The sequence below is a fragment of the Ruegeria sp. PrR005 genome (genome assembly GCF_010500245.1).
Classification (GTDB): Bacteria; Pseudomonadota; Alphaproteobacteria; order Rhodobacterales; family Rhodobacteraceae; genus Ruegeria_B; species Ruegeria_B marisflavi.
This window is the reverse complement of sequence record NZ_JAAGOX010000003.1, coordinates 136,601-159,852: the sequence shown is the minus strand read 5'-3', so window position 1 is coordinate 159,852 and position 23,252 is coordinate 136,601. Positions and strand designations below refer to the sequence as shown.

The 23,252-nt window shown below is 60.7% G+C and carries 28 protein-coding genes; 5 read left to right on the top strand and 23 right to left on the bottom strand.

The features are described from left to right. Positions 1–109 precede the first annotated feature (109 nt). Positions 110–1,263 (bottom strand): IS3 family transposase gene (locus G0P99_RS02840; protein WP_370462685.1). Its coding sequence is split into 2 segments (ribosomal slippage): positions 110–1,002 and positions 1,002–1,263, totalling 1,155 coding nucleotides; the frame shifts between segments, so codons are not numbered across the junction. Positions 1,264–1,619: 356 nt separating this feature from the next. Beyond that, the gene (locus G0P99_RS02835; protein WP_164127490.1) at positions 1,620–1,955 is read right to left on the bottom strand and encodes a cyclic nucleotide-binding domain-containing protein; all 336 of its coding nucleotides are present in this window, start codon (positions 1,953–1,955) and stop codon (positions 1,620–1,622) included. Between the two features lie 193 nt (positions 1,956–2,148). Between G0P99_RS02835 and G0P99_RS02830 the strand changes: the two genes are divergently transcribed. Next, on the top strand, positions 2,149–2,352 hold the full coding sequence (locus G0P99_RS02830; RefSeq protein ID WP_239059651.1) for a hypothetical protein: 204 nt from the start codon (positions 2,149–2,151) through the stop codon (positions 2,350–2,352). Positions 2,353–2,447: 95 nt separating this feature from the next. Then, positions 2,448–3,602, top strand: a complete 1,155-nt coding sequence (locus tag G0P99_RS02825; RefSeq protein WP_164127486.1) for a fatty acid desaturase — start codon at positions 2,448–2,450, stop codon at positions 3,600–3,602. Positions 3,603–3,780: 178 nt separating this feature from the next. Here G0P99_RS02825 and G0P99_RS02820 read toward each other — a convergent pair whose 3' ends face one another. Genes G0P99_RS02820 through G0P99_RS02780 form a run of 9 tightly spaced genes read right to left on the bottom strand, consistent with a single transcriptional unit; the run spans position 3,781 to position 10,783 of the window. Beyond that, positions 3,781–3,960: a 4-oxalocrotonate tautomerase gene (locus G0P99_RS02820; RefSeq protein WP_164127484.1), complete on the bottom strand. Its 180-nt coding sequence runs from the start codon at positions 3,958–3,960 to the stop codon at positions 3,781–3,783. 3 nt (positions 3,961–3,963) lie between these two features. Beyond that, positions 3,964–4,731: a 2-keto-4-pentenoate hydratase gene (locus tag G0P99_RS02815; protein WP_164127482.1), complete on the bottom strand. Its 768-nt coding sequence runs from the start codon at positions 4,729–4,731 to the stop codon at positions 3,964–3,966. Next, positions 4,728–5,747 (bottom strand): 4-hydroxy-2-oxovalerate aldolase, encoded by a 1,020-nt coding sequence (dmpG, locus tag G0P99_RS02810; protein WP_164127480.1) that lies wholly within the window; start codon positions 5,745–5,747, stop codon positions 4,728–4,730. The genes G0P99_RS02815 and dmpG overlap by 4 nt, the downstream gene beginning before the upstream one ends. Before the next feature lies 1 nt (position 5,748). Beyond that, positions 5,749–6,693: an acetaldehyde dehydrogenase (acetylating) gene (locus tag G0P99_RS02805; protein WP_164127478.1), complete on the bottom strand. Its 945-nt coding sequence runs from the start codon at positions 6,691–6,693 to the stop codon at positions 5,749–5,751. Positions 6,694–6,698: 5 nt separating this feature from the next. After that, positions 6,699–7,493: a 2-keto-4-pentenoate hydratase gene (locus tag G0P99_RS02800; RefSeq protein WP_164127476.1), complete on the bottom strand. Its 795-nt coding sequence runs from the start codon at positions 7,491–7,493 to the stop codon at positions 6,699–6,701. 13 nt (positions 7,494–7,506) lie between these two features. Then, positions 7,507–9,021 carry a 2-hydroxymuconic semialdehyde dehydrogenase gene (locus tag G0P99_RS02795; RefSeq protein ID WP_164127474.1) on the bottom strand — a complete coding sequence of 505 codons (1,515 nt, stop codon included), beginning with the start codon at positions 9,019–9,021 and terminating at the stop codon, positions 7,507–7,509. A 10-nt stretch (positions 9,022–9,031) separates the two neighbouring features. Next, positions 9,032–9,454, bottom strand: a complete 423-nt coding sequence (locus G0P99_RS02790) for a heme-binding protein (RefSeq protein ID WP_203582944.1) — start codon at positions 9,452–9,454, stop codon at positions 9,032–9,034. Between the two features lie 10 nt (positions 9,455–9,464). After that, positions 9,465–10,388 carry a catechol 2,3-dioxygenase gene (locus G0P99_RS02785; RefSeq protein ID WP_164127471.1) on the bottom strand — a complete coding sequence of 308 codons (924 nt, stop codon included), beginning with the start codon at positions 10,386–10,388 and terminating at the stop codon, positions 9,465–9,467. Positions 10,389–10,411: 23 nt separating this feature from the next. After that, the gene (locus G0P99_RS02780) at positions 10,412–10,783 is read right to left on the bottom strand and encodes a 2Fe-2S iron-sulfur cluster binding domain-containing protein (protein ID WP_164127469.1); all 372 of its coding nucleotides are present in this window, start codon (positions 10,781–10,783) and stop codon (positions 10,412–10,414) included. 139 nt (positions 10,784–10,922) lie between these two features. Here G0P99_RS02780 and G0P99_RS02775 point away from each other — a divergent pair, with 139 nt between their 5' ends. Then, the gene (locus G0P99_RS02775) at positions 10,923–11,636 is read left to right on the top strand and encodes a GntR family transcriptional regulator (protein WP_164127467.1); all 714 of its coding nucleotides are present in this window, start codon (positions 10,923–10,925) and stop codon (positions 11,634–11,636) included. 10 nt (positions 11,637–11,646) lie between these two features. Then, a complete protein-coding gene (locus G0P99_RS02770) occupies positions 11,647–12,177 on the top strand; it encodes a redoxin domain-containing protein (RefSeq protein ID WP_164127465.1) in 531 nt (176 codons plus the stop codon). 175 nt (positions 12,178–12,352) lie between these two features. Here G0P99_RS02770 and G0P99_RS02765 read toward each other — a convergent pair whose 3' ends face one another. From G0P99_RS02765 to G0P99_RS02710, 12 genes are all read right to left on the bottom strand, one after another. Further along, complete coding sequence (locus G0P99_RS02765) at positions 12,353–12,898, bottom strand: peroxiredoxin (protein ID WP_164127463.1); 546 nt, start codon at positions 12,896–12,898, stop codon at positions 12,353–12,355. A 71-nt stretch (positions 12,899–12,969) separates the two neighbouring features. Then, on the bottom strand, positions 12,970–14,028 hold the full coding sequence (locus G0P99_RS02760) for an NADH:ubiquinone reductase (Na(+)-transporting) subunit F (protein ID WP_164127461.1): 1,059 nt from the start codon (positions 14,026–14,028) through the stop codon (positions 12,970–12,972). Positions 14,029–14,059: 31 nt separating this feature from the next. Then, positions 14,060–14,431 carry a phenol hydroxylase subunit P4 gene (locus G0P99_RS02755; protein ID WP_164127459.1) on the bottom strand — a complete coding sequence of 124 codons (372 nt, stop codon included), beginning with the start codon at positions 14,429–14,431 and terminating at the stop codon, positions 14,060–14,062. Between the two features lie 135 nt (positions 14,432–14,566). Continuing rightward, positions 14,567–16,081, bottom strand: coding sequence for an aromatic/alkene/methane monooxygenase hydroxylase/oxygenase subunit alpha (locus tag G0P99_RS02750; RefSeq protein WP_164127457.1), 1,515 nt, complete (start codon positions 16,079–16,081; stop codon positions 14,567–14,569). A gap of 19 nt (positions 16,082–16,100) precedes the next feature. Continuing rightward, positions 16,101–16,373, bottom strand: a complete 273-nt coding sequence (locus G0P99_RS02745) for an MmoB/DmpM family protein (protein WP_164127455.1) — start codon at positions 16,371–16,373, stop codon at positions 16,101–16,103. Positions 16,374–16,386: 13 nt separating this feature from the next. Next, complete coding sequence (locus G0P99_RS02740) at positions 16,387–17,385, bottom strand: aromatic/alkene monooxygenase hydroxylase subunit beta (RefSeq protein WP_164127453.1); 999 nt, start codon at positions 17,383–17,385, stop codon at positions 16,387–16,389. A gap of 35 nt (positions 17,386–17,420) precedes the next feature. Next, positions 17,421–17,687 carry a phenol hydroxylase subunit gene (locus G0P99_RS02735; protein ID WP_164127451.1) on the bottom strand — a complete coding sequence of 89 codons (267 nt, stop codon included), beginning with the start codon at positions 17,685–17,687 and terminating at the stop codon, positions 17,421–17,423. 27 nt (positions 17,688–17,714) lie between these two features. Beyond that, positions 17,715–17,903: a hypothetical protein gene (locus G0P99_RS02730; protein WP_164127449.1), complete on the bottom strand. Its 189-nt coding sequence runs from the start codon at positions 17,901–17,903 to the stop codon at positions 17,715–17,717. Positions 17,904–18,540: 637 nt separating this feature from the next. After that, positions 18,541–19,113: a peroxidase-related enzyme gene (locus tag G0P99_RS02725; protein ID WP_164127448.1), complete on the bottom strand. Its 573-nt coding sequence runs from the start codon at positions 19,111–19,113 to the stop codon at positions 18,541–18,543. Between the two features lie 125 nt (positions 19,114–19,238). Continuing rightward, positions 19,239–19,457, bottom strand: coding sequence for a hypothetical protein (locus tag G0P99_RS02720; RefSeq protein ID WP_164127446.1), 219 nt, complete (start codon positions 19,455–19,457; stop codon positions 19,239–19,241). A 16-nt stretch (positions 19,458–19,473) separates the two neighbouring features. Continuing rightward, the gene (dmdD, locus tag G0P99_RS02715) at positions 19,474–20,280 is read right to left on the bottom strand and encodes a methylthioacryloyl-CoA hydratase (protein WP_164127444.1); all 807 of its coding nucleotides are present in this window, start codon (positions 20,278–20,280) and stop codon (positions 19,474–19,476) included. A gap of 21 nt (positions 20,281–20,301) precedes the next feature. After that, the gene (locus tag G0P99_RS02710; protein WP_304621492.1) at positions 20,302–22,035 is read right to left on the bottom strand and encodes an acyl-CoA dehydrogenase; all 1,734 of its coding nucleotides are present in this window, start codon (positions 22,033–22,035) and stop codon (positions 20,302–20,304) included. A gap of 140 nt (positions 22,036–22,175) precedes the next feature. On the opposite strand from G0P99_RS02710, the gene G0P99_RS02705 reads away from it, so the two are divergent. Then, positions 22,176–23,231: an AraC family transcriptional regulator gene (locus G0P99_RS02705; protein ID WP_164127441.1), complete on the top strand. Its 1,056-nt coding sequence runs from the start codon at positions 22,176–22,178 to the stop codon at positions 23,229–23,231. The last annotated feature ends 21 nt before the right edge of the window (positions 23,232–23,252 follow it).

The following is a 23,252-nucleotide window of genomic DNA, read 5'->3' as shown; positions in this document are numbered from 1 at the left end:
TGGAACCATCGTCCAGATGGACCAGAGGCCACTAATGCACTAACAATCAAACCGGACCAGTCAGATCAGGCCACCCACTCGCCAATGTTTGGACAGTATCTGGCGTAATTTAAGCTACTCTTTGCTCCTGCTGATCGGGTTGGGTTTGGTTTTTTCTCAGCCAATAGACCACGGCTGGCGGTCTGCCGCCAAGGGCGGAGTGGGGACGTTTGCGATTGTAGAATTCGATCCATTTTCCGACGCCCGCCTTGGCCTCCGATCCGGTCTCCCAGGCGTGCAGGTATACGCATTCGTATTTCAAGGACCGCCAGAGCCGTTCCACGAAGATATTGTCGAGGAACCGGCCTTTGCCATCCATCGAGATGCGCACACCGGATCGGCGCAATCGGTCCGTCCAGGCAAACGACGTGAACTGGCTGCCCTGATCGGTGTTCATGATCTCGGGCGGGCCGAACCTGGCGATCGCTTCATTCAGCGCCTCGACGCAGAAGTCAGCTTCCAGCGTGTTCGAGATGCGCCAGGCCAGCACCTTGCGGGTGTGCCAGTCCATGATGGCGACCAGATACAGGAACCCCCGTCGCATCGGCAGATAGGTGATGTCGGCCGCCCAGATCTGGTTCGGACGATCCACCCGCAGACCGCGCAGCAGATAGGGATAGGTCTTGTGCCCTTTCGCCGCCTTGCTGGTGTTGGGCTTCTGGTAGATTGGCATCAGGCTCATCAACCGCATCAGCCAGCGGATACGCTTTTCATTGACCAGGTGTCCCTCGTTGCGCAAGTGCCATGTCATCTGCCGAACCCCGAAGAACGGTGTCTCAAGGAATTGTTCATCAATTTGGCGCATGAGCGCGAGGTTCAGCGCCGTTTCGCCCTTCGGCCTGTAGTAAAACGAAGACCGCGAGATCGACAGCAGTCGGCACTGCTCGCCGATGGTCAGATCCGAATTAGCCGGCTCGATCATCTCTCGCCTCACTTTCCGGTCCACGGCTTGAGCTTTCTGGACAAAAAATCGTTGGCCACAGCCAGCGCCCCGATCTTGGCGTGCAGCTCCTTGACCTGCTCCTCGTCAATCTCGGGAGCTTTCTTGCCACCACGCTCGAAAACACCGGATGCGCCTTCCAGCAACGCCCGCTTCCAGGTGTGGATCATCGTCGGATGAATCCCGAACCGGCTCGCCAGCTCGGAAACCGTATGCTCACCCTTCAGCGCCTCAAGCGCCACCTTCGCCTTGAACTCGGGCGAATGTTGCTTCCGTTTCGACATCTCTGATCTCCTTCTCGTCGAAGATCAGCAGACAGCAAATCCTAGCTTACGTCAGTGTCCAAAATTTTGGGGGTAGCTCAGCAGGGAATAGCTGGATCATAGGCAACCTCCTTAACAGCACGAGGCTCAGCAGCGAGGAACCATGGATCTGCACCGGCCGCGGGGATAAGGAGCGGCTAACGTGCACGGCGTTTCGCTAGGCGTTCGACCCCTTGCAGGGCCTGCAAATCCGTTCTCCGAAACTCCCGCTGCAGACCAAGGCATCGCACCGCAAGCATTCGCGCTCTTGTGGAACGTCGCCCAAGACCATTGTGGTCGCGATCTCTGGCTTGCACCTTCGGCGATGGCCCTCGTCGTCATAACTTCTGGCCTCTTGTATGGCGGGTGAGTACCAGTGATGGTGTTTCCGAACGTGAGGGCAACAGCACGCTGCGCAATCCAAGAAAATCCTCAGGCGCCTGGAAATCGACGATCTGGCGCGTCCCATCCGGCTGGATCTTGCAGGAACAAACCCAGCCCGCCGACAAGATGTAAGCCGTCTGGGTGGATTGCCCCTGATGGACCATGACCTGTCCAGCAGCGAATGTCCGGCGGCGTCGGTGCAGCCGGGCAAGTACGGCGAGCTCCGCCTCCGTCAAGATGACGAAAGCCGAAAGCTTGTGAATGAAGGGGTTGTGCGCCACGCCGGTCATGTACGCCCTCGCAGAATCAGCAGGTTCTGATGGAGGCAGTCGCGAACACGTATGACCAAGCCACTGCTTCAGATCAGCTCATTTTATAACATTTCCTGCAACAAAGGAGCCGATTACCACGGCGCGCCACCGCCTGCCGCACCTTTCACAGCGAGGAGCGCCCACGTTGCCCGACAAAACAGATCATGCTGGCATGGCGGCCCTTTCGATTTGCGAGGCGCTTCTGCTTACGATACACGACTACAAGCTGCTTCCCGAGCACGAGATCATAGGGATACTTCGCGACGCCGCGGCGACCCATGAAAACGCCGTCGGCCCGGGCGCGGAAATGCACCAAGCGGTTGCGGCTCTCATGAATCGGATTATTGCCGGCGGAATCTCCGTTCGTCGGCCTTGATCGTGACACGCTCCACCGCAGAGGATCCCAGATTGCCCCACCGACCTTCTTCCCCATCGCCACACCTGCGGTGTCAGCCGTCCTACGGCCACGACATGGATCGCAGTACAGGCACTCCGGAAGGCGACGTCCAAGCGGACCGCCCAGACCAAGAGCGACCCCCTGTCGCATCGCTGGGTCAAACCCCATCGACGGGCGTGCCAACGGCGGTCGCCCAGTCCGGTGACTCTGTTTCCGCGCCGGGCATCAGACACCTGAATGCCCAGGACTGGACCCGGACACTGGCGAGATACCGTCAGCCGCGTCACTCCCGAAGCGTTCTTGAACTCGCTGTCACCGTCGTGCCGTTCGTCGCGATATGGGCCGTTGCCTGGTGGATGCTGACAATCAGTCCTGCCATTGCACTGGCCTTGGCCCTGGCGAATGCTGCCTTCCTTGTCCGTCTGTTCATTATTCAGCACGATTGCGGGCACGGGTCCCTGTTCCGCGACCGGCGCCTTTGCGACTGGATCGGCCGGGTGCTTGGCGTCTTCACACTTACGCCCTATGACGTCTGGCGGCGGACACATGCAATTCATCATGCCTCGACCGGTAATCTGGACCGGAGGGGCGTCGGAGACATCCCGACCCTGACAGTGACCGAGTATCAGCAAAAGGGATGGCTCGGTCGGGCCACTTACCGCCTTATTCGCAACCCCGTCTTCCTTTTCGGGGTGGTGCCGTTCTACATCTTCTTCTTGCAGAACCGGCTGCCCGTTCACCTGATGCGCTCTGGTTGGCGCTATTGGATGAGCGCGATGGCAACGAATGCCGCCATCGCCATAAGCTTTACAACTATTGTCTGGCTGGGCGGCTGGGATGTGCTGCTGCTGGTGTTTGTGCCGACCATGTTTTTTGGCGCGATCGCTGGGACGTGGTTCTTCTACGTGCAGCACCAGTTCGAAGAAACCAGCTGGCAACATGAGGACGAGTGGACCATCCAGGAGGCGGCCCTCTACGGCAGTTCGCACTATGATTTACCCGGTATCCTACGTTGGATCACAGGCAACATCGGCGTCCATCACGTTCACCATCTGGCCAGCCGAATCCCGTTCTATCGCCTATCCGAAGTGATCAAGGATCACGAGATTCTGGGACAGACCAGACGCATCACATTATGGGAAAGCTTTCATTGCGCCCGGCTGCATCTCTGGGACGAGAACCGCCGACGCCTCCTGACTTTCGCCGAAGCCCGGGCACTTTCCGCCTGAGGCGGTTGTGTGTTTGATCTCGGCGGGCATTCAAGTTTGCCTGATGTCCGGAAAGGGCCGAAACCTTGGCCAAGACGCAACGGACGCAGATCGCATGCCCAAGCCGGACGCACCGCAAGATCGCGATTTTGGCCGGGCCTTTGCGGCCCGGCCGTTCCGCGTGGATTCAGCCAGGCCGTTAGCCTTTGGGCTCGCCCCCAACGCCCCAATGCGCCGCTGGAACCTCACGGATGACCACCCGAATGCTGGCACGCGGCGCTTCGAGTGCGTGTTCGACCGCATCGGTGACCTCGCGGATCAGCGCTCGCTTGCGTTCGGGCGGGCGCCCCTCGATTATCGTGACCTCCACCAAGGGCATGGTTCAGCCTCCGACGTTGAAGGTGACGGTACCCAGCGTCTGGAACTGGGTTTCGACATGGTCGCCGGGCGCAAGCGCCGCTGCGGCGGTGGCCCCGCCCGCCAACACGATATCGCCGGGATGGAGCACCTCGCCGGCGCTGGCCGCCATGCGAGCGGCTGCCGCAAGCGCGCGGGCCGGATTGCCGAGGATCGCTGCCGTCGAACCCACCGCCACGGCCCGCCCATTGATCGACATCACCAGCCCGAGATTGCGCACATCGGTATCCGGGGCGAACCAGTCGCCGATGACAAAGCCCGAGGACGAGGAATTGTCGGCCACCACGTCGCCCAGGTCGAACTTGAAATTGTCATAGCGGCTGTCGATGATCTCCATCGCGGGCGCCACGCCCGCAACCGCGTTCATCGCCTCCAGCGGCGTGACATTTCCTGCCAGCCGGTCGCGGATCAGATAGGCGATCTCGGGTTCGACGCGCGGATGCACGTAGCGGCCAAAGTCGATGGTGCCGCCTTCCTCCTCGCGCATGCTCTCGGTCAGGCGCCCCCAGATCATGTCGCTAAGGCCCATTTGCAACTGTTTGGCGCGGCTGGTGAAACCCATCTTGATGCCGATGCGACGGTCGCCGCGGGCATAGCGGCGCTGCATTGACAGGGCCTGCACGGCATAACCTTCGGCGACCGACAGCGCCTGGGTGTCGGAAAACTGCGGCATGGCCTTGGCGGTGAGCGCAGCGGTATCGGCGATTTCGGCCAGTTTTACCAGATCGGTCATACTGCGGCCTCCCGTTCCTTGACGAGGTCGAGCGCGATGTCGACGATCATGTCTTCCTGGCCGCCGACCATTTTGCGTTCACCGACCTTGAGCAGGATCTCGCGGGTGTCGAGCCCGTACATCTCGGCGGCGCGTTCGGCATGGCGCAGAAAGCTGGAATAGACCCCGGAGTAGCCCAGTGTCATGGTCTCGCGGTCGACTCGCACAGGCCGATCCTGCAACGGCCGCACCAGGATTTCGGCAGCGTCCTGAAGCTTGAACAGATCGCAATTGTGCTGCCAGCCGTAGATGTTGGCAACGGCGATGAAAGCTTCGAGCGGGGTGTTGCCCGCGCCCGCGCCCATTCCGGCCAGCGAGGCGTCTATACGGGTTGCGCCATGTTCGACCGCGATGACGGAATTGGCCACCGACAGTGACAGGTTCTCGTGCATATGGGCGCCGCGCTCTGTTCCGGCCTCCAGAACCGCGTCGTAGTGATCGAACCGTTCCTGAACGCCGCACATCGTCAGCCGCCCACCAGAATCGGTAACATAGACGCAATCGGCGCCGTAGCTTTCCATCTTCTGCGCTTCCTGTGCCAAGGTGTTCGGATCGGTCATGTGGCTCATCATCAAGAAGCCCGAGACATCGAGGCCCATCTCCTTGGCCGCAGCGATGTGCTGGGCTGAAACGTCGGCTTCGGTGCAATGGGTGGCGATGCGCACCGATTGCACGCCCTTGTCGCGGGCGCGCTTGAGATCCTCGATCGTGCCGATGCCGGGCAAGAGAAGCGTGGTCAGCTTTGCGCGTTTGATCACCTTTGCGGCCTCGGTGATCCAGGCCGCGTCGGTATGGGCGCCGAAGCCATAGTTAAAGGTCGAACCGGTCAACCCGTCGCCATGGGCGACCTCGATCGCGTCGACACCGGCCTCGTCCAGCGCCTGGGCGATGTCGCGGACATGGCCCAGATCATACTGGTGGCGCACCGCATGCATGCCGTCGCGCAGGGTGACGTCCTGAATATAGAGCGTGGTCATGTCATGCTGCCTCCTGCACCCAGTTGCGTTTGATGGCCAGGCGCTCGGCGGTTTTCATCGCCGCGCTGGTCATGATGTCGAGGTTGCCCGCATAGGCGGGGAGGTAATGGGCCGCGCCCTCGACCTCGACAAAGATCGAAACCTTGAGGCCGGTGAAGTCGCCGCCCATTTCCGGGATATGCAGTGGTTTGTTCGAGCCGATATGCTCGAACTGCACCTCTTGCTTGAGCCGGTAGCCCGGCACATAGCTTTGCACTTCGGCGACCATGTCATCGACAGATTTGCGGATTGCGCCGGTGTCGGCCTCGTCGCAGAGGCAGAACACCGTGTCGCGCATGATCAGCGGTGGCTCGGCCGGGTTGAGGATGATGATCGCCTTGCCCCGCTCAGCGCCGCCAACCTTCTGGATCGCTTCCGCCGTGGTCTTGGTAAACTCGTCGATGTTCGCGCGGGTGCCGGGACCGGCGGATCTGGAGCTGATCGAGGCGACAATCTCGCCATAGCGCACCGGTGAAACGCGGTTGACCGCTGCCACCATGGGAATGGTCGCCTGACCACCGCAAGTCACCATGTTGACGTTCATCTTGTCGAGATTGGCGTCGAGATTGACTGGCGGGATGGTGTAGGGCCCGATTGCAGCGGGCGTCAGGTCGATCATCTGCTTGCCATCGGCGATCACCGCTTCGGAGTGGCGCTTGTGCGCTCCGGCGCTGGTGGCGTCGAATACGATCTGGATGTCCTGGTATTCGGGTAGCGCTCGCAGCCCTTCGAGACCCTCATGGGTGGCGGCAACGCCCATCCGCCTGGCGCGGGCGAGCCCGTCCGACTCTGGGTCGATCCCGACCATGGCACCCATTTCCAGAACTTTCGAGGTGCGCATGATCTTGATCATCAGATCGGTGCCGATATTGCCTGAGCCGATGATGGCGCATTTGATCTTGCTCATGTGTGTCATTCCTTTGCAAAGGCGGCGCGGACCGATCCGAGCCCATTGATGCGTGCCTCGAAAACGTCACCCGGAGCGGCCTCGACCATGGGTCCGAGCGCGCCCGACAGGACAACGTCGCCGGGGTTCAGCGGGCGGCCCACGGCGGCCATCTTCCGCGCCAACCAGAGGGTCGCGTTCAGCGGGCTGCCGAGGCAGGCGGCACCCGCGCCGACCGAAACCGGTTCGTTGTTTCTGAGCATCACCATGCCGCAAAGGCGCGGGTCGAAGTCGCCCAGGCGCTTTGGCGTTTGTCCCAGGACGTAGAGACCGGACGAAGCGTTGTCGGCGATTGTGTCGGTGAGGCGGATATCCCAATTCCGGACCCGGCTGCCGACCACTTCGATAGCCGGCGCCGCAAAGCCGATTGAGGCCATCACGTCGACCATCCTGATATGTCCGCCGGTCAGCGGCGCGGCCATGACAAAGGCGACCTCGGCTTCGACCTTTGGCTGCTGGCAACGCGACCAGGGGATGTCGTCGCCGTCCATTACCTCCATGTCGTCGTAGAGCATGCCGTAATCCGGTTGATCGACGCCGAGCTGCACCTGTACCGTCTTGGCGGTCAGTCCGATCTTGCGGCCGGACAGCACGCGCTCCTCGCCGCCGAGCCAACGTTTGGTGTTGATCTCTTGTACCTTGTATGCGGCTCCGGCATCGGTTTCGCCGATCAGGTCGCGCACCGGCGCGGCGGGGTTGTTGCTTTGCCAGGCGTTCCACAGCCTGTCGGCGGCCTCCTGGATCTGGGTTTCGTTCACCATGTGTCAGGGGTCCTCAGAGCTTGATGCAGATGTTGGAGAGTTCGGTATAGAACTCGAAGCCGTGCACGCCGCCTTCGCGGCCGATGCCGGAATGCTTGGCACCGCCGAAGGCGGTGCGCAGATCGCGCAGGAACCAGGAGTTGATCCAGACGATGCCGACATCGAGCCGTGGCGCGACCCGGTGGGCGCGGGTCAGATTCTCGGTCCAGATTGCAGCGGCCAGACCATAGCGGGTGTCATTGGCCATCGCGATGGCTTCGTCTTCGGTATCGAAAGGCTGGATGTGGCAGACCGGTCCGAACACCTCCTCCTTGACCACGCGGGCGTCCTCGCTGAGACCGGTCAGGATTGTCGGTTCGACCCAGGCGCCGCCTTTCAGGTCGTCGGGCATCTCGGGAATGCCGCCACCGGTGATCACCGTGGCACCTTCTTCCTTTGCCAGCTCGTAGTAGCTCAGGATCTTCTGCTGGTGTTCGGCGCTTATCGCCGGGCCGAGATTGGTACCAGGTGCGTCGGGGCGGCCCAATTTCAGCCCTTCGGCGCCGGCCTTGAGCCGGGCGACGAAATCGTCGAAGATCGGTCGCTCGACATAGACCCGCTCGGTTCCCAGGCAGACCTGGCCGCAATTGGCGAAGACCGAGCGCATCGTGCCTTCGATTGCCTTCTCGATGTCGCAGTCGGCAAACACGATGCCTGGATTCTTGCCGCCACATTCCATCGACACATGGCGCAGGCCAATGGCCGCGGCCTGGGTGATGATCTCGCCGGTGCGGGTTTCACCGGTAAAGGTGATGCCGTCGACGCCGGGATGTTCTGTCAGATAGGCGCCGGCGCTGTTGGGCCCAAAGCCGTTGACGACATTGAACACGCCCGGCGGCACGCCAACGGCGTTCATTACCTCGCCCAAAAGAGCGGTGGTGCGCGGGGTTTCTTCGCTTGGCTTGACAACGACGGTGTTGCCGCAGGCCAACGCTGGGCCGACCTTCCACGTCATCAGCAGCAACGGCAGGTTCCACGGGCTGATTACCGCGATCACGCCCTTGGGTTTGCGCACGGCATAGTTCAACGCGCCATTGCCGTCTGGAGTGTCGAATTCGAAGGCCTCGGTCGGTGCGTTCTTCACCGTGTCGGCAAAGACCTTGAAATTGGCCGCACCGCGCGGGATGTCGATATGGCTGGCCAACGAACGCGGCTTACCGGTGTCAAGGATCTCGGCCTCGAGGAAGTCATCGAACCGCCGGTTGATCTCGTCGGCAACGGCATGCAGCAGATTGGTTCTCTGGGCCAGGCTGAGCTTGCCCCAGGGCCCCCGCAGAGCCTGCCGGGCCGCCGTCACCGCGGCGTCGACTTCGGGTTTCAGCGCCTCGTGGATGATGCCGGTCTTCTCGCCGGTCACCGGGTTGATATTGTCAAAGGTCCGGCCGCTGGTGCCTGCGGTATATGCGCCATTGATGAAGTGCATGACCTCATCGACACGAAAACGGGTCCCGGCCTGAGCCTGCGGCTCAAGTTCTTGTGCGAGTGACATTTTGGTCTTCCTATTCTGGAGGTAACCCGATTGCTGCGAGTCCGGCACGGGCACAGGCTTCGTCCTGATCCGCTGTTGCGCCGGACACGCCGATGCCGCCGATCACCTCACCCTTTGCGGTGATCGGCAGCCCGCCGGGGAACGCCGCGACATGCGGTTGTGCCAGGATACCCCGAAGCACGGCGGGTTCGGCCTTCAGGGCCTCATAAAGCGCGCCACTCGGCAGTTTGAAGCCAGCCGATGTTCTGGCCTTGTCACGGGCGATTTTTCCCGACGGCAAAAACGCCCCGTCGCCCCGGAGAAAGGCGATCTGATTGCCGCCGGCGTCGACGACGCAGGCATTGACCTGAGCGCCAAGCCCTTCGGCATGGCTTACCGCCGCCGAAACGGCGGTAAGCGCTGCGCTGGACGACAGACGATATGTCGGGAGCATGGCCGTCATGTCAGGTCACGACAGACAGGAAGGCATCGTTGAGCTGACGCTCGTAGTAAAAGATGCCGCGGCCCACATTGTTGCCGTCCCAGACCCGAGGCGGGTGATCCTTGTATGCGGTATAGCCGCCGGCAAAGACTTCGTTGCGGTTGCCCGAGGGATCAAAGAAGTAGATCGTCTGGCCGCCGGTGATGCCGTGACGGGTTGGGCCGACATCGCGGCTGATGTCGTAGCGCGTCATGATGTCGGCGGCGTGGCCAACTTCCGACCAATCCTCCAGGAAGAAAGCGACATGGTGCAGTTTGCCCGGCTCGTCATGTTTAACCAATGCGATGTCATGCGCCTTGTTCGAGACGGTGGCCCAGATGCCCAAAGTGCCATCGGGCAGGTCGACCCGTTCCGGCACGTGGAAGTCGAGCACCTCGCAGAGGAATTTCTCGGTTTCATCAAGATTGGGACCGTAGAGCAGCGCGTGGTCGAGCCGCTGAGCCTTCATTCCCTTGGGTTCGACGTTCCAGATATAGGGGTTCTTGGTCTCGGGCGCGAGGTTCTCGGACAGGTCCATATCTGCATAGAGTTCAAGCCGGTGACCGGAGGGCAGGGTAAAGCCGATCCGCGCACCGGTGCCTGGCTGTTCGCCTGCAACCACGTCATTCACCTCGATGCCCCAGTCCTCGATCCGCTTGCGGAACCTGTCAACCGATGCCTGACTATCGGCCTTGAAGGCAAAGAAATCCAGCCCGGCGGCTTCGGCTTCGCGCAGCACGACACTGTGGCGGTGGAATTCGGTGTAACCTTTGAGATAGACGCGGCCATCCTCTTCTTTGGACACGAACTGAAGACCGATGCGATCCACGTAGTGGGTGATCGACTCGTCCATATCAAGTACCCGGATCTGTACGATGCCGGGGCGCAGCAGTCCTTCCTGAGACATTGGTCTTCCTCCTAACCTAATGCTTACCTGGTTTTTGTCGCCCGCCGCGGGCCAGCGAAGGCCGGCACCAGGACGAGATCACTTCTGGGGTAGAGGCGGCAGCTCAGAACATAGCCCTGATCCTGCTCCTCCTTGGTGACATGGGCGCGGCTCATCTTGCCGGTTTCGAAGCCGCCCGAGACGATGCGCACGCGGCAGGCGCCACAGCCTCCCTGACGGCAGCCGACACGCACCGCTTTGGGGCCCGCGCGGCCATCGCGCTCGAGCGCGTAGAGGACGCGTTCATCCTCGCGGCAGATCGTCGGTGTCGGATCCCCCTTGATCCAGATGAAATGCGCCTTGGTGTTGGCAACGGCGTCCACGCGATTCCCCTTTTCCTCGGTTATCGTCAGCATTTCTCACCTCATTATCGTTTGTCAAATTAAATATCGTTTTTTTACTGATGTCGCATTGAATGTCGTCATTTTAGTGTTTTGACGGTTGACTGAACTGGCAAGTCCAGCAATTGTTGCACAATCAGAGGAGGACCCGCGGATGCTCGCGCCTGACCGCAACAATGATTCGAGAGAGGGTGCCGCGGGGAAGACGGCCATCGAAGAAGTGCACGCCGAAATTCGCAAGGGAATCCTGACCGGCCTTCTCGAACCCGAAAGCCGCCTGCGGGTGGAGGCATTGCGCAAGGAGTACGGTGTCGGGTCGAGCACAGTGCGCGAGGCGCTTTCGCGGCTGCTCATAGAAAACCTGGTGACCACCGAGGGACAGCGCGGTTTTCACGTTGCGCCGGTATCTCTGGCCGACTTCCGCCAGATCGCAGAGTTGCGCATGCTGCTGGAGGCGCAGGCAGTGACCGACTCGATTCGCGACGGCGACGACGACTGGGAGGCCCGGGTTGTCGGCGCCCATCACCGGCTGGCGAAGATCGAGACTGAGATGCCGGGCAAGGAGCGTTCTTCGGTCGATGAATGGGAGAGGCGCAACCGTGATTTCCACGATGCGCTGGTGTCGGCCTGCGGCAACCGCTGGCTGTTGAACTTCCGCGACATCCTATACAACCATTCCGTCCGCTATCTGCGGATATCGGTGACTGAACGGACGATTCCGCGCGACGTCCGGTCGGAGCATCAGGCGATCTTCAACGCTGTGATCGACCGCGATGTCGAACTGGCCGAAAAACTGACCCGCGATCACATCTGGCGCACTGTTCCCGAGATCGAGGCGCGGCTGGCGCCGATTGCAGCAGCCGAGTGAGGGCAAACCGGTGCTCCTGCCTGGATCTCCAGCTCCGACCCTCAGAATCGAAACAGTCGCTCACGGACCCTATGACCTTGCACAGTATGCTCCGCCGGGAGGGACGCTATTGGCGTTCTATCGCGGTGCGCATTGCCCGCTCTGTCGCAGCCAGCTCAAAGAACTGGATGATCGGATTGGCGATTTCGCGATACGTGGCGTGCGACTGCTTGCGTTGAGCGGCGACGTGCGGGAGCGTGCCGCGCAATTGGCCGAAGAGATGCAGATCATCCGCCTGCCGATCGGATTCGGGCTCGACCTGCGCGTGGCGCGCGACGATTGGGGTTTGTTCCTGTCGACGGCGCGCGAGGGCACCGAGGAGCCAGAGATATTCTCTGAGCCCGGACTGTTCTGGGTCCGGCAGGACGGGACCGTCTCGTTCAGCGTGCTGCATTCGTTGCCGTTCATGCGTCCGACGGCGGATCAAATCCTCAAGGCGATGGATTTCACACTCTCGAAGGGGTTCGCCCCACGGGGAAGCTATACCGGCGTTCTGCCATGATGGCCTGATCCCCGCATACTTCGTCTGCAATAGCGTGCAAAATGTGGGACCAATGTGCTGCGCTGTCCGTCCTGCTCTAATCGGATCTCAAGAGCTGAAAACAGGGTGCTTTTCCCGCCGGAACCGGCGAAACCCGGTCGGCGGGACAGCTGTTCTGCGATTGCAGGGGCAGGTATCAGGCGACGGTTTCGCTGGCCGTCTCCAGATAGGCCAGCAGCGTTTCAGGCGCGCTTTCGCCGTATGGGTCTTCGGCGTGATTGTCGGCCCGGCCGGGCTCTTCGAACCAGGCCTCGACCACACCGTCATTAATAATCGCGGCATAGCGCCAGGATCGGGCACCAAAACCCAGATTGTCCTTGGACACGAGCATGCCGATCCCGCGGGTGAAGTCGCCCGATCCGTCGGGGATCACCTTGACGGCGCTGATGCTCTGCGCTTCGGCCCATTTATTCATCACAAAACCGTCGTTGACTGACATGCAATAGATCGCTTCGATCCCCAGCTTGGCGAATTTCTGGGCATTTTGCTCGAACCCAGGGAGCTGATACGTCGAGCAGGTGGGCGTAAAGGCACCCGGCAGCGAGAAGAGGATCACGCGCTTGCCCTTGAAGTAATCGTCCGAGGTCATGTTCTGCCAGCGGAACGGGTTGGGCCCGCCGATGCTATCGTCGCGGATACGGGTCTTGAAGGTTACATTGGGAACCTTGGTACCAACTTTCATGGCATCCTCCTTCATGCATTTGTAACTGGGGGAACAGGGCAGCCGGGGCGGGGCCCGCCACGGAGCTATGGTCAGATCCGGCGGAACACCGGGCTCTTGATCTTGTCTTCGTCGCCGGCAGTAAGAAATTTCTCGGTAAAGATGCCTTCCTCGAAAAGCCGGCCCTTCATCAGGGTGCGGATCGCGGCCTCGATCATCGGGGGCGGTCCGCAGAGATAGGCGGTATGGCCTTCGAATTGTCCGTCAAAGACACGTTCCACGGCCTGGTGGACAAAGCCGGTCTCTCCGGTCCAGTCATCGCCGTCATTAGGCGCACTCAGCGCCGGGATATAGTGGAAATTTTCGTATTTCGCGGCCAGTCCCGCGAACAGGTCGCGATAGTACAGATCTTTCAGCCCACGCGCGCCCTGGAACAACCAAACCGGGTCGCTCCAGCCGTTCTCCAGCAGGTCGAGAACCATCGACTTGGGGCTCGACAGGCCGGAGCCACCACCGATAAAGATCTTGGTGCCGCCGCGCGACTTGCGGGTGAAGAACTGACCATAGGGGCCGGCAAAACACAGTTTTTGTCCCACCTCCAGATTCTCGTGAATCCAGGTGGTGGCTTTGCCGCCCTCGACCTTGCGGATATGCAGCTCGATCCGGGTGCCATCGGCAGGCGAGGTGGCGATCGAAAAGGCGCGTGGTCCCTCGATGCCGGGCACGGTCAGGTTGATGTACTGCCCGGCCTGGAAATGAATCGGATCGCCGTCGAGGTCGAGCCAGACGCCCAGGATGTCCTGCGAAAGCCGTTCGATCTCCCTCACCGTGCCGGTGAAATCGCGAACCGGGATGTTCTCGGCATCCTCGTCCTCGTCGATCTCGGCCTCGATGGTGACATCCTCTTCCAGCGTGCAGCAGCAGGCCAGGGCCTTGCCCTCGTCACGCTCGAAGTCCATCAGCGCGAAGGATGACGCGTCGCCATGATCCACTTCTCCTTCGAGAACCTCGACCTTGCAGGTACCGCAAAGACCATGCCCACAGGCATGCGGCAGCCAGATCCCCTGGCGCAAACAGGCATCCAGGATGGTTTGTCTCTCTTCGACCTCGATGGTCTCTCCAAGCGGTTCGATGGTGAGTTGGAACGTCATGTGACGCGTCTCCGTTGGTTTGTCACTCGTGTCAGACTGTCGCCAGCCCGTTGACGCCGGTCAGGCCCGGGGTCCAGAACCGGATCAGGGATTTGTGGCCAACCCCATGATCGGCAAGTGATTTTTCCGGGTCAGGTGTGATATCCTTGCCATCGACGGTCCAGCGGACCTTGCCCCAGTCGATCTTCTCGAAATCGGGATGTATTCCGTAAAAGGTCGGCAGGATCTCGGCCAGGATCGCGCCGAAGGGCATGCCGGGCGGGAACGGGAAGGCCAGCGCGGCGCAGAACATCAGGTGTTCCTCCCAGTGGATGTAAACCAGCTGGTTGCCGTGGAATTTGTCCAGCGTGTCGGCCGGTGCGACCTTGCTGGCATAATCGGGATCAAGCGCGATAACGCCCATTTTTCTCCTCCTTGGATGTATCGAATGCTATTGTCAGCGTGGCCTCGTTCACCACCGCAGGTTCCACCGGCGGGAGACCTGCCCGGAACGAACCGGGCAGGCGGTTGACGGGGCCTGAGAGCAGGCGAATTTTGTCTATTCGGCGGCGACGCGGCTGCGTTCGGCCTGCCATTTGTCCCAGAGCGCCTGCTCGGGCGAGACGTTCTGGTCCATGTTGTCGGCGCCGACATTCATGTTGTACCATTTGAGCACGTCGCCAAGATCGGCCCCGCCGCAATTGCCCTGGAAGATCTGGTGTACAGGCAGCCAGGATTGCGAGAACTTCTCGGGCTCGTTATCGAAGATGTCCTTACAGCCGTCCGAACAGAAGTGGTACTTGTCGCCCTTGTACTCGCTCTCGCGGAAGCAGATCGTTGTAGGGTCACCCGGTTCGGTATAGGCCATCGGGATCTGACAGGTCTGGCATAGCTGCGGCAGCGCGTTGTTGTAGAAACGGTTGCCGTCCTTCTCCATCTGCCGCCATTGTTCAAATCGCGGGCGGTAGTATTTGTCGAATGTGTTGGGATACTTCTCGGACAGCCACGCCATTTCGTCGTCTTCCGGCAGCCAGGTGTGGAATGCCGCGGCCTGGGTGTAGTTGTAGAAGATCGACCAGTTCTGGTGCGACAGGTGCTCGGCATCCGCCGTGGCCTGCTCGTGATACTTGGGCGGTTTCAGACCGTAGCGGGCCAGATCCTCGAACAACGCCCCGCCGGCCTGTTCAAAGTAGATCTCCCATGCCTCCTTCCAGGACATCACCTTCTTGGGCAGCATATAGTCCATCATCATCGCGACGAGACCCAGCACCTTGTAGCCGCGCCAGAACCACTTATCGACCCACTTCTGCACGATCGGCAGGTTGTCTGGATGTTGTTCCAGCAGGAACTTAATCACCTCGATGCCCAGCGTCATGTGGCGGCTTTCGTCCGACTGCGCCGAGAAGCCAAAGGTCACGGTAGCCATATCGCCATTATAGGCCGCGCCCGACATGAACGGCACGAACAGAAGGTTCGTCAGCACGTATTCGAAGGCAAAACCGATCGCAATCATGAACTCGAACGGGCCGGCAGTACGGGCATCGTCAAAGAACGACTTGGGCACAGACAGGTACCAGACCCGGTCATGCATATGTGGGAATTCATGCATGCCGTCGAAGAACTTGTTGTAATGCGAGATCGTGTGGATCTGCGTCTGCGCGTGGCGCAGCTCGTCAAGCGATTGCATTTGCGCCGCGATGCGCGGGCCAACACCGGGGAGCTGGCGCCCGGCATGTGCAAAGCCGCGATGTGCCTGGTATTCCAGCGGCGAAACGCCGGTGATGAAGAGCTTCACCGCATTCAGATAGCGCACGTCCGAGATGCTGAGTTGCCCGTTGTTCTGGGCAAAGCTGTCGAGCACGGCGTAGAGCTTGCGCTCTTTCTCGGACTGGAACTTCCAATAGGCATCCATGGTCAGGCGGAAGGGGTCCTGCCACTTGTCCCAATCCTTGATCTTGATGCCCTCGAAGGTGGCCTCGGGGAACACCTTGTCCATCGGCTGATAGCTGGTTTCCCAGTCCAGACCGCGGGTCAGCAGGCCATAGCGCTGCTTGAGACCGAGTTTCTTAGCCATATCGTGTTTCTCCCTTGAATTAGCGGTTCCAGGAGAGGGCGAAATAGTCGTCGTCCTCATCCAGATTCCCGGCCATCGAGATCATTGTCAGGTGGATTTCCTGGGGGTCCCAGTCGCGTCCGAGTTTCTCGGACACGGTTTCGGCGTTGATGCGCAGGCTGTCCGCGCGGTCGAGCTTCATCGCCCCGGGCATGCGCATCATTTCGACGCCGGGATTGTCCTGCTCTATCGCCTCGGCGATCATGCGGCCTTCGCCGGTGTCTTGCAGCGTGATGGATACTAATTGTGCCATCGTCTCGGCTCCTTCAGGTGGACAGGCCGAGCTTGGCAGCACGGGCGTTGAGGGTTGCGAGAGCCTGATCGACCGCGGCATCGCCACCGTCGCCCAGAACATGCGCCGCCAGCGGGCGGACTGCCTCGCCTGTCTGATCGCGCCACTTGGTGAACCAAGCGCTCAGCTTGGCGGCATTGGTACCGGATTCGGCGGCGGCAACCTTGATCACGGCGTCGGTCCAGCGGCTGTGCTCGGAGAACCATTCGCTCATGAATTCGGTCAGCATCGAGATTGCGGCGGCGCCATGGGCCTGGCCTGAGGCGTCGAAGCTGTCATAGACCAGCGGGTAGATGATACCGTCGATTACCAGGTTCTGGGCTATGAACAGCTGGAACCAATCCTGTTCGACCAGCGTGTTTTCGACCAGCTTGCGGATGCCTTGCCAGTAGTCGGCGGTCATCCATTTCTCCTTGGCGGCTTCCAACGCCTCGCCGCCGCCGCCGGCCATGTCCATGCCGATCTGGCCAATCACCTGGGCGATGCCCAGCTGGTCGCCGGCGGTGAAGATCGCCGGGGCAGTCACGGCGGTGCCGTACCCTCGGTCGCAGATTTGGGTGGCGTTCATGTTCGCGCCCCAGGCCACGTGGCGCAGCGGCAGCAGGTAGTCCTCGACCTTGGCGCGCCAACCGGCGTCAAGGTTGCCGAGCATGCCGCGTTTTTCGACAAAGTCGAAATTGTGCTGGGCTGCGGCCCGCATGCCCGCGCGGGCTATGTTGTAGGTTGCGTAATAGTATTGGCGCGGATCACGCAGCGCGTACCAGTCCTGCATCACGATCTCGGTGCGGCTGGCGTCATAAAGTTCCTTGTCCGGCTCCCAGAACGGCTTGTAATGGAAATGCTTGGTCGCCTGAACGTCCAGCATGCCTTCTTCATAGCGGCTGGCCGGGCGATCCTCTCCGAACCGGCGCGCGATATGACCGAACGTCTGCCGGCGCGGCTCGATGTTCAGCGTTTTGAGGTCGATGGTCACGGGTATCCTCCCTTCGGATTGGCGTGCGTGGGGTGTCAGTCGTCTGTGGCGTTGTCCGGTGCTCGGTAAAGACCGGCGGAACGATCCTTGAGCGGGATCACTTCGGCGCCGTCGCCGGCGGGGGGCAGGATCTCGGCGTCGTAATACTCGCAGAATTCGGCGAATGCGTGCTCGGGCAGCACCAGCTCGACGGTCAGGGACTCGTCGTTGAGGATGAAATCGAATTCGATGAAACGGTCGAGCTGACGTCCGGTCACGCGGATAAAGGTCTTGCCCAGCTGGGTGGGTTTGATGGCTACCATTGGTGTCGGTCTCCTCTGTCCCGCGCCTTATTCGGCGGCGAGAATGCGTGCGGTGGCGGTATTGCCGGATGCGGATGCCCCGAGGATGGCAGGATTGCGTGGCAGGTTGTCGATCTCGAGGCCCGCAACAATCGAGGCGCAACCACCCTTCTTGCAGCTGCCGCAATTCTTGCAGCCGGACTTGGACTCGTCGGACTGGCGTTCGGTGTGGTCCATTTCTCTCTCCCTAGCGTTGGCGCTCAATCCTCCATCGCTGGTTCGATCGCCCTCTCCTGTAAGGCCAAGCGTCGTGAATGCGCAGGTGTCCGGTGGCGACGAGCAGCGTGTAGCCAATTGAGCGGAAAAAATTCCGGCAGTCAATAAAAATATCGTTTTTATTAAATCTTATCGCTATAGACTAATCTTATCGTCATCTACTGGCTTTAGAACATTTTCATGCAATTATTTGAAAAGACGGAAAATAGTCGGCCTATCTGAGGTGAGACTGTATCTGTCGAGGTGATCAAAACCCTTCTAATCGCCGGCCCGGCCTGGCAAGAGGTTGGGACTAGTATGGCGCGCTTTCAGGTGGCGGCGTATCGCCTTCTGGTGGCTTGGGGGGGCGTTGTGTCGGTATGTCCAACTGAAGTTGGATCGGTGCCGGGTGTGCCGGAGGCCGGCTTTCATCTGGGCCTCAGCATCGTCATGCGAATGGGCCACAAACCAACTGGGTCGGTATCGCGTGCGCAGAACCCCCGACCGGTCCGGTCATGCAGGCCGGTTCACGTGACGGAGGTTCTGGCGGGGAGTTGACAGCAAACTCTCCGTCAAGGTGACCCGACCGATGTCGCTGACGTTGAAAACGCAGACTTTGTTATCTTCGCCCCATCATGAAGAATTCATCATTGGGTCGCATGGACGTGAAATTGGCCATGCGGTTGGACAGGCCGAAAAACGCAGTTACACCGGCGATGTCCCAGATATCCTCGTCGCTGAAGCCGTGGCGGTGCAGGATTTCGAAATCCTCGTCGCAAATCGACCGGGCATCATTAGAGACCTTCATCGCGAAATCCAGCATCGCCTTTTGGCGTTCGGTGATGTCGGCCTTTCGGTAATTTGTGGCGACCTGGTCGGCAATCAGCGCGTTTTTAGCGCGGATTCGCAGGATCGCACCATGCGCGACGACGCAATACTGACACCCGTTGTCATTTGATGTCGCGACGACGATCATTTCCCGCTCCGCCTTCGACAACCCGCTTTCCTTTTCCATCAAGGCGTCGTGATAGGCCATGAAAGCGCGCAGTTCGTCGGGCCGGTGTGCGAGCGTCAGAAAGACATTCGGCACGAAGCCGACCTTTTCTTGTATGCTGGTGATAATGTTGCAGATGTCTTCGGGAAGGTCTTCGAGGTTCGGGATGGGAAAGCGGCTAATAGGGGCTGCGGTCATTTTTGGTTCCTCTCGGTCTTTTTGATCAGGGTTGGTGCGGGCACTGGAAACGTTGCGCTGCTCAGGTCAATCGAGGCTATCCGTCGGCACTTGAGGCCGCGCATCTCTGAAAACCAAAATACCGGTCAAAGCCAGCAGGACTTATGCCGTCGGAACACGCGATCAAGCCCGTTGGCCACCGCACGAATGCGGTGACCGGTTTCGCTCCAGTTGCGCCGGATGTCGCCAAGAATCACCGCCATGCGTGCGCCGTGAAGGGACTCGGCTCGGCGCAGGAAAGACAATGGCGACAGCGGCACATGGTTTGCCGGTGCTTTGCGAAGGGCTTCGAAATGTTGGCGCATCCCGATTCTGCTCCTCCTAGGTGTTGGGCCGAACGCGGGCGGCGGTCTTGTTGGCGAAGGCTTCCAGCCGCGCGCGGGCGTCAGGCTGGGTGTTGACGATGCCGCCGACAAACGCCTCGGCATAGGCCGCATCGAGGCCGGACATGTTCTTCATGTGGCTGACCGCCGAACAGATCGCAAAGTTGGTCAGGGGCAGGTTCTGGGCCACCTTGGCGGCGATTTCCATCGCCTTGTCCATACTTGAGCCTTCGACCATGTATTGCGCGAGGCCAAGGTCCACGGCTTCTTGCCCCTGGTAGACGCGACCCGTCAGAACCATGTCGATCATGCGGTACTTGCCGATCATGTCCGATACACGGATCGTGGCGCCGCCACCGGTGAAGATGCCGCGTTGGCCTTCGGGCAGGGCGAAATAGGTAGAGTCGTCCATCACCCGGATATGGGCGGCGCTGGCCAGTTCCAGACCGCCGCCGACAACCGCGCCCTTGAGTGCAGCGATGATCGGCACCCCGCCATATTCCATCTTGTTAAAGGCTTCATGCCAGCGCAGGCAGACATGCATGAAGTCATCGGCGCTGCGGTCGGCCTTCCAATGCTCGACCAAGTCCAGGCCGGCGCAGAAATGGTCGCCTTCGCCGGCCAGAACCACGGCCCTGACGCCTGCCATGCGGGCGCCGCTGAAAAAGCGGATCAGCTCTTCGATCGTTGCCACGTTCAGCGCGTTGCGCTTGGACGGGCGGTTCAGGCTCACGACATAGAGGCCGTTCTCACGTGGCGAAATCGCGAGGCTCTCGTAGGTGTCGGGGTTCACGACGTCATTCATGGGTCTGGTCCTTTCGGGGTGTCAGTCAGGGAAATCCGCGTCAAGCAGGCTGCGTGCGCCGTGCAGGATACGGGCGTGTTCGGCGGCGCAATCGGGCAGGATGTGTTCGGCAAAAAACAGCGCGGTGGCTATTTTCCGGGTCATGAACGGCGCGTCTTGACCCGCATCCAGGGCGGTTTGCGCCGCCAGGGCGCCCTTGGCCAGCTTCCAGCCCGCCGCCAGCGTACCGGCCAGCATAAGGAAGGGAACAGAACCCGCAAAGGCCGCGTCGATATCCTTGCGGCTGGTTTCGAGCAGCCAGTTCAGCGCACCTTCGAAGCTGCCGCGTGCCTGGGCGAGGCTTTGGCCAATCGCCTGTGCGTTGGCGGAACCCAGTGCGAGTTTGGCCTCGGTCTCGGCAATCCGGGCGGCGAACCGGCGGGCGGTTTCGCCGCCATCCCGCATCACCTTGCGCCCCAGAAGGTCATTGGCCTGAATGGCCGTGGTGCCTTCGTAGATCGGAAGGATACGGGCGTCGCGATAATGCTGGGCGGCTCCGGTTTCCTCGATGAAACCCATGCCGCCGTGGATCTGAACACCCAAGGATGCGACCTCGACCGCCCGTTCCGAACAGAAGCCCTTGACCAGCGGCACCATGAACTCTGCCATCGCTGCCGCCTCGGGATCGTCCCGGTGATGCGCAATATCCAACAGTCCGGCGGTTGCCGCTGCCATGGCCCGGCCGCCCTCGGTCAGGCAGCGCATGCGCATGAGCATGCGGCGCACATCCGGGTGTTCGATGATGGCGACGGCATCTCGCGCCTGACCGTTCACCGGACGGCTTTGCACCCGTTCGCGGGCATAGGACAAGGCACGTTGATAAGCTCGTTCGGATATGGCGATGCCTTGCACACCCACCGAAAAACGCGCGGCGTTCATCATGATGAACATGTATTCCAGCCCGCGATTTTCCTCGCCGATAAGGAAGCCGGTCGCATCGTCATATTCCAGCACCGCGGTCGGGCTGGCCCGCACGCCCAACTTGTGTTCGATGCTGACGCAATTCACGGCGTTTTCAGCGCCCAAAGTGCCATCGGGTTCGACCAGCTTTTGCGGCACGATGAAAAGGCTCAACCCCTTGGGTCCGGCGGGGGCCTCCGGCGTGCGGGCGAGCACGAGGTGGATGATGTTCTCGGTCAGATCATGGGCGCCATAGGTGATGAAGATCTTTGTTCCCGAAACGCCATAGGTGCCATCCTCGCGCCGGGTCGCCTTGGTGCTCACCCGCCCCAGATCGCTGCCTGCCTGCGGTTCCGTAAGGTTCATCGTGCCAGACCAGCGTCCCGCAACCAGCGGCTCCAGATAGGTGGCCTTTTGCTCGTCCGATCCGGTCAGTAGCAACGCCTCGATCGCGCCATCGGTCAACAGCGGGCAAAGACCAAAGCTCATGTCGGCGGCGTTCAGAACCTCGACTGCCGCAGCGCCAACGACGCGGGGCAGCCCAAAGCCGCCGTATTCCACCGGATGGGTCATCGCCTGCCATCCCATCTCGACAAACTGGGCATAGGCCTGCGCGTCGGCTTCGGGCATCGTCACGCGACCATTGTCATACCGGGCGCCCAGCGTGTCTCCGATTTGAGACAAAGGCGCGATCTGTTCGGCGCAAAACTGGGCAAAACCTTCGAGCGCGGCACCGATATCCGTCAGATCGTGGTCGGCATAGACCGCGAGCGTGGATACGTTTTCCCAATGGGAAAGGTGTTCGATACAAAACATCAAATCTTTTACGGGCGGCTGATAGGACATGCGTGTTTCTCTCTTGGCGCTATGGCTTTGCGTCATTTATCGACCATCCTCCTTGCCGATAAGCTCATTTCTTGCCAATGTTGTATCCGATTGCGCCAAACGAGGGTTGCATGACTAGTCATGATCCCGTCTCGCTGACAACCGTGTCGGCGGGCTTCATTCAGGATTGGCTGGATGCGCTGAAATTGCGATGCTCGCCCGAGGCCATGGTATCGCTCTTGCAACAGTCGGGTCTGCAAACCAGCCCCATGGCCCCCAATCAGCGCGTCACGCTGAATGAAATCGCGCGCTTGTACCAACTTGCCGCGCCCGAGACAGGTGACGAGATGATGGGGTTGTGGAGCCGCCCGATCCGGCGCCGCGCCCTGCAACATCTGGTGACCGTGCAGCGTGAGGCGAGCAGCCTGACTTCGGCCTTGTATCGGTTCTCGACATATTGGAACCTGATCCTGGATGATTTCCGCCTTGAGCTGCGCAACGAGGCGGACGAGGTGGAACTGTCGTTAATCCCGTATGATCGGGAAACCCGCCCGCAGCGCTTCGGGCATTTGTTGATGCTGAAACTGGCGCATGGGCTTTTGTCGTGGCTCGGCGGGGCGGAAACGCCGGTGAAAGCGGTGCGCTTTGCCTTTCCTCGTCCCGATTTTGCCGCCGACTACGCGGTAGTGTTTCCTTGCGCGGTGGTTTTCGATGCCCCGAATTCCAGCATCCTGTTCGATTCACGCCAATTCACCAACCCGATCACCCGCAGCCCGGCAGAGGCAGCGGTGTTCCTTGAACGTGCACCGCTTGACTGGATTTTCACAGGCTCGCGCGCCCACACCTACAGCCTGCGTGTGCGGGCATTCCTTTATGGCGCGTCCTGGCAGACCTGCCAGCTTCCAGATGTGGCGCAGGCGTTGAAGATGACCCCACGGACGCTGAACCGGCGCCTGAATCGGGAGGGCACATCCTTTCAGGACATCAAGGATGCGCTGCGCCGCGACATCGCGATCCGCGCGCTTCGCAACGGTACAGACAGCATCGAACAAATCGCCTTTGACACCGGTTTCTCTGCGCCGGCGAATTTTCATCGGGCCTTTCGCAAATGGACAAACCGGACGCCGGGATCATACCGTGTTTCGAGCAACCATGCGATGTCGGCGACAGGTGTGAGCAAAACCTGAACCGCGACCCGATCATGAGAA

Excerpts from the sequence above, each read along its gene's own strand:
- G0P99_RS02835 (WP_164127490.1), bottom strand. The coding sequence starts at position 1,955 with ATGACCGGCGTGGCGCACAACCCCTTCATTCACAAGCTTTCGGCTTTC.
- G0P99_RS02830 (WP_239059651.1), top strand. The coding sequence starts at position 2,149 with ATGGCGGCCCTTTCGATTTGCGAGGCGCTTCTGCTTACGATACACGAC.
- G0P99_RS02825 (WP_164127486.1), top strand. The coding sequence starts at position 2,448 with ATGGATCGCAGTACAGGCACTCCGGAAGGCGACGTCCAAGCGGACCGC.
- G0P99_RS02820 (WP_164127484.1), bottom strand. The coding sequence starts at position 3,960 with ATGCCCTTGGTGGAGGTCACGATAATCGAGGGGCGCCCGCCCGAACGC.
- G0P99_RS02815 (WP_164127482.1), bottom strand. The coding sequence starts at position 4,731 with ATGACCGATCTGGTAAAACTGGCCGAAATCGCCGATACCGCTGCGCTC.
- dmpG (WP_164127480.1), bottom strand. The coding sequence starts at position 5,747 with ATGACCACGCTCTATATTCAGGACGTCACCCTGCGCGACGGCATGCAT.
- G0P99_RS02805 (WP_164127478.1), bottom strand. The coding sequence starts at position 6,693 with ATGAGCAAGATCAAATGCGCCATCATCGGCTCAGGCAATATCGGCACC.
- G0P99_RS02800 (WP_164127476.1), bottom strand. The coding sequence starts at position 7,493 with ATGGTGAACGAAACCCAGATCCAGGAGGCCGCCGACAGGCTGTGGAAC.
- G0P99_RS02795 (WP_164127474.1), bottom strand. The coding sequence starts at position 9,021 with ATGTCACTCGCACAAGAACTTGAGCCGCAGGCTCAGGCCGGGACCCGT.
- G0P99_RS02790 (WP_203582944.1), bottom strand. The coding sequence starts at position 9,454 with ATGCTCCCGACATATCGTCTGTCGTCCAGCGCAGCGCTTACCGCCGTT.
- G0P99_RS02785 (WP_164127471.1), bottom strand. The coding sequence starts at position 10,388 with ATGTCTCAGGAAGGACTGCTGCGCCCCGGCATCGTACAGATCCGGGTA.
- G0P99_RS02780 (WP_164127469.1), bottom strand. The coding sequence starts at position 10,783 with ATGCTGACGATAACCGAGGAAAAGGGGAATCGCGTGGACGCCGTTGCC.
- G0P99_RS02775 (WP_164127467.1), top strand. The coding sequence starts at position 10,923 with ATGCTCGCGCCTGACCGCAACAATGATTCGAGAGAGGGTGCCGCGGGG.
- G0P99_RS02765 (WP_164127463.1), bottom strand. The coding sequence starts at position 12,898 with ATGAAAGTTGGTACCAAGGTTCCCAATGTAACCTTCAAGACCCGTATC.
- G0P99_RS02760 (WP_164127461.1), bottom strand. The coding sequence starts at position 14,028 with ATGACGTTCCAACTCACCATCGAACCGCTTGGAGAGACCATCGAGGTC.
- G0P99_RS02755 (WP_164127459.1), bottom strand. The coding sequence starts at position 14,431 with ATGGGCGTTATCGCGCTTGATCCCGATTATGCCAGCAAGGTCGCACCG.
- G0P99_RS02750 (WP_164127457.1), bottom strand. The coding sequence starts at position 16,081 with ATGGCTAAGAAACTCGGTCTCAAGCAGCGCTATGGCCTGCTGACCCGC.
- G0P99_RS02745 (WP_164127455.1), bottom strand. The coding sequence starts at position 16,373 with ATGGCACAATTAGTATCCATCACGCTGCAAGACACCGGCGAAGGCCGC.
- G0P99_RS02735 (WP_164127451.1), bottom strand. The coding sequence starts at position 17,687 with ATGGTAGCCATCAAACCCACCCAGCTGGGCAAGACCTTTATCCGCGTG.
- G0P99_RS02730 (WP_164127449.1), bottom strand. The coding sequence starts at position 17,903 with ATGGACCACACCGAACGCCAGTCCGACGAGTCCAAGTCCGGCTGCAAG.
- G0P99_RS02725 (WP_164127448.1), bottom strand. The coding sequence starts at position 19,113 with ATGACCGCAGCCCCTATTAGCCGCTTTCCCATCCCGAACCTCGAAGAC.
- G0P99_RS02720 (WP_164127446.1), bottom strand. The coding sequence starts at position 19,457 with ATGCGCCAACATTTCGAAGCCCTTCGCAAAGCACCGGCAAACCATGTG.
- dmdD (WP_164127444.1), bottom strand. The coding sequence starts at position 20,280 with ATGAATGACGTCGTGAACCCCGACACCTACGAGAGCCTCGCGATTTCG.
- G0P99_RS02710 (WP_304621492.1), bottom strand. The coding sequence starts at position 22,035 with ATGTTTTGTATCGAACACCTTTCCCATTGGGAAAACGTATCCACGCTC.
- G0P99_RS02705 (WP_164127441.1), top strand. The coding sequence starts at position 22,176 with ATGACTAGTCATGATCCCGTCTCGCTGACAACCGTGTCGGCGGGCTTC.